This window comes from Pseudomonas sp. AU11447 (assembly GCF_001672555.2).
Lineage (GTDB): Bacteria > Pseudomonadota > Gammaproteobacteria > Pseudomonadales > Pseudomonadaceae > Pseudomonas > Pseudomonas nitroreducens.
On record NZ_LZDG02000088.1, the window covers coordinates 1 to 2,459 of the forward strand.

Here is a 2,459-nt window from a genome sequence, read left to right on the forward strand (position 1 = left end):
ACGGCGATGCGGCTCATTACCTCGCTGCCGGTGCCGCTGCTCCAGAGGATCGGCAGCAGGCCGGCGATGATCACGGCCACCGTCATAGCCTTGGGGCGAACGCGCTGTACTGCGCCTTCGCGGATAGCGGCGAGCAACGCGTCTGGACCGCTGTTATCCGAGCGTTCAGACCAGGCGTTCTTCAGGTAGACCAGCATGATCACCCCGAACTCCGCCGCGACGCCGGCCAGGGCGATGAAGCCAACCCCCGTGGCCACCGACAGGTTGAAACCCATCAGGTACAGCAGCCACACGCCTCCGGTGAGGGCGAAGGGCAAGGTCGCCATGATCAGCACGGCCTCGTCGAGGCGCCTAAAGGTCAGGTAGAGCAATACGAAGATGATCGCCAGGGTCGCCGGCACCACCAGCTTGAGCCGGGCGTTGGCGCGCTCCAGGTATTCGAACTGGCCGGAGTAGCTCAGGCTCATGCCCGGCGCGAGCCGCACGTCGCGCTCCACAGCTTGGCGCAGGTCTGCCACCACCGAAGCCAGGTCACGGCCGCGCACGTCGACGTAGACCCAACCGGAAAGACGAGCGTTCTCGCTCTTGAGCATCGGCGGACCTTCGCTGATGCGCACCCGCGCCACGCTACCCAAGGTGATTTGGGCACCCAGGGCGGTGTAGATCGGCAACTGCTGCAGCGCATCGACCGAGTCGCGCCACTCGCGCGGATAGCGCACGTTGATCGGGTAGCGGGCGAGGCCTTCCACCGTCTCACCAACGTTCTCCCCGCCGATGGCGCTGCTGACGATGGCCTGCACATCGGCGATGTTCATGCCGTAGCGCGCCGCCGCCTGGCGGTCGATATCGACGTCGATGTAGCGACCTCCGGTGAGGCGTTCGGCCAGCGCAGAACTCACACCGGGAATCCCCTTGACCACCCGTTCAACCGCCTGGGTGGCGCGGTCGATCTCGGCCAGGTCAGTGCCAGCAACCTTCACCCCGATGGGACTCTTGATGCCCGTGGCGAGCATGTCGATGCGGTTGCGGATCGGCGGAATCCAGATATTGGTCAGTCCCGGCACCTTCACCGCGCGGTCGAGCTCCTCCACCAGTTTTTCGCTGGTCATGCCCGGCCGCCACTCTTCCTTCGGCTTGAAGCGGATGGTGGTCTCGAACATCTCCAGCGGCGCCGGGTCGGTGGCAGACTCGGCGCGCCCGGCCTTGCCGAACACGCTGGCGACTTCTGGCACGCTGCGGATCAGGCGGTCGGTGCTCTGCAGCAGCTCGGAAGCTTTCTGCGCAGAGAGACCGGGCAGGGCCGAAGGCATGTACAGCAGGTCGCCCTCGTCCAGGGGCGGCAGGAACTCTCCGCCCAGGTGGGAGAGCGGCCACAGCCCGGTGAGAAAGATCACCAGCGCTGCTGCCAGCGTCGTGCGCGGCCGGCGCAGCACCGCGTCCAGGGCAGGCTGGTAAATGCGGATCAGCCAGCGATTGAGCGGATTGCGTTGTTCCGAGGGCAGGCGTCCGCGAATCCAGTAACCCATCAGTACAGGTACCAGGGTCACGGAAAGCCCAGCGGCGCCCGCCATGGCGTAGGTCTTGGTGAACGCCAGCGGGCCGAACAAGCGGCCTTCCTGCGCCTGCAGGGTGAATACCGGAATGAATGACAGCGTGATGATCAGCAGGCTGAAGAACAGCGCCGGCCCGACCTCCACCGCGGCCTCGGTCATCACCCGCCAGTGCTGTTCACCGGCCAGCGGTGTGCCGGGGTGGCGCTCGTGCCAGGCCTCGATGCGCTTGTGTGCGTTCTCGATCATCACCACTGCCGCGTCGACCATCGCGCCGATGGCGATGGCGATGCCGCCCAGGGACATGATGTTGGCATTGATCCCCTGATGACGCATGACGATCAGCGCGATGAGTACGCCCACCGGCAGCGAAACAATCGCTACCAGCGAGGAGCGCAAATGCCAGAGGAAGGCCGCGCAGACCAGCGCGACGACGATGAACTCCTCGATCAACTTGTGGCTGAGGTTGGACACCGCGCGGTCGATCAGCTGGCTGCGGTCGTAGGTGGCGACGATCTCCACGCCCTCGGGCAGGCTCTTCTTCAGCGACTCCAGCCTGTCCTTCACCCGTGCGATGGCTTCGCGGGCGTTCTTGCCGCTGCGCAGGACTATCACTCCGCCAACCGCTTCGCCTTCGCCGTCCAGTTCGCCGATGCCCCGGCGCACTTCCGGGCCGAGCTGGATGCTGGCGACATCGCCCAGGGTCACCGGGCTGCCGTTGGCGGCCAGGCGCAGGGGGATCGCGCGGAAGTCCGCAAGGGTCTTCAGGTAGCCCGAGGCGCGCACCATGAACTCCGCCTCGCCCAGTTCGAGTACGCCGCCGCCGGTTTCCTGGTTGGCCTTGCCGATGGCCTCGATCACCTGGCCCTGGGTGATACCCAGGCTGGCCAGCCGCACCGGGTCGAGCAG

At 66.2% G+C, this 2,459-nt stretch carries 1 protein-coding gene; it reads right to left on the minus strand.

The window, feature by feature from the left end:
* Window positions 1–2,459: efflux RND transporter permease subunit (locus A6723_RS27805; protein WP_064979910.1), on the minus strand; the 2,459-nt coding region annotated here is incomplete at both ends.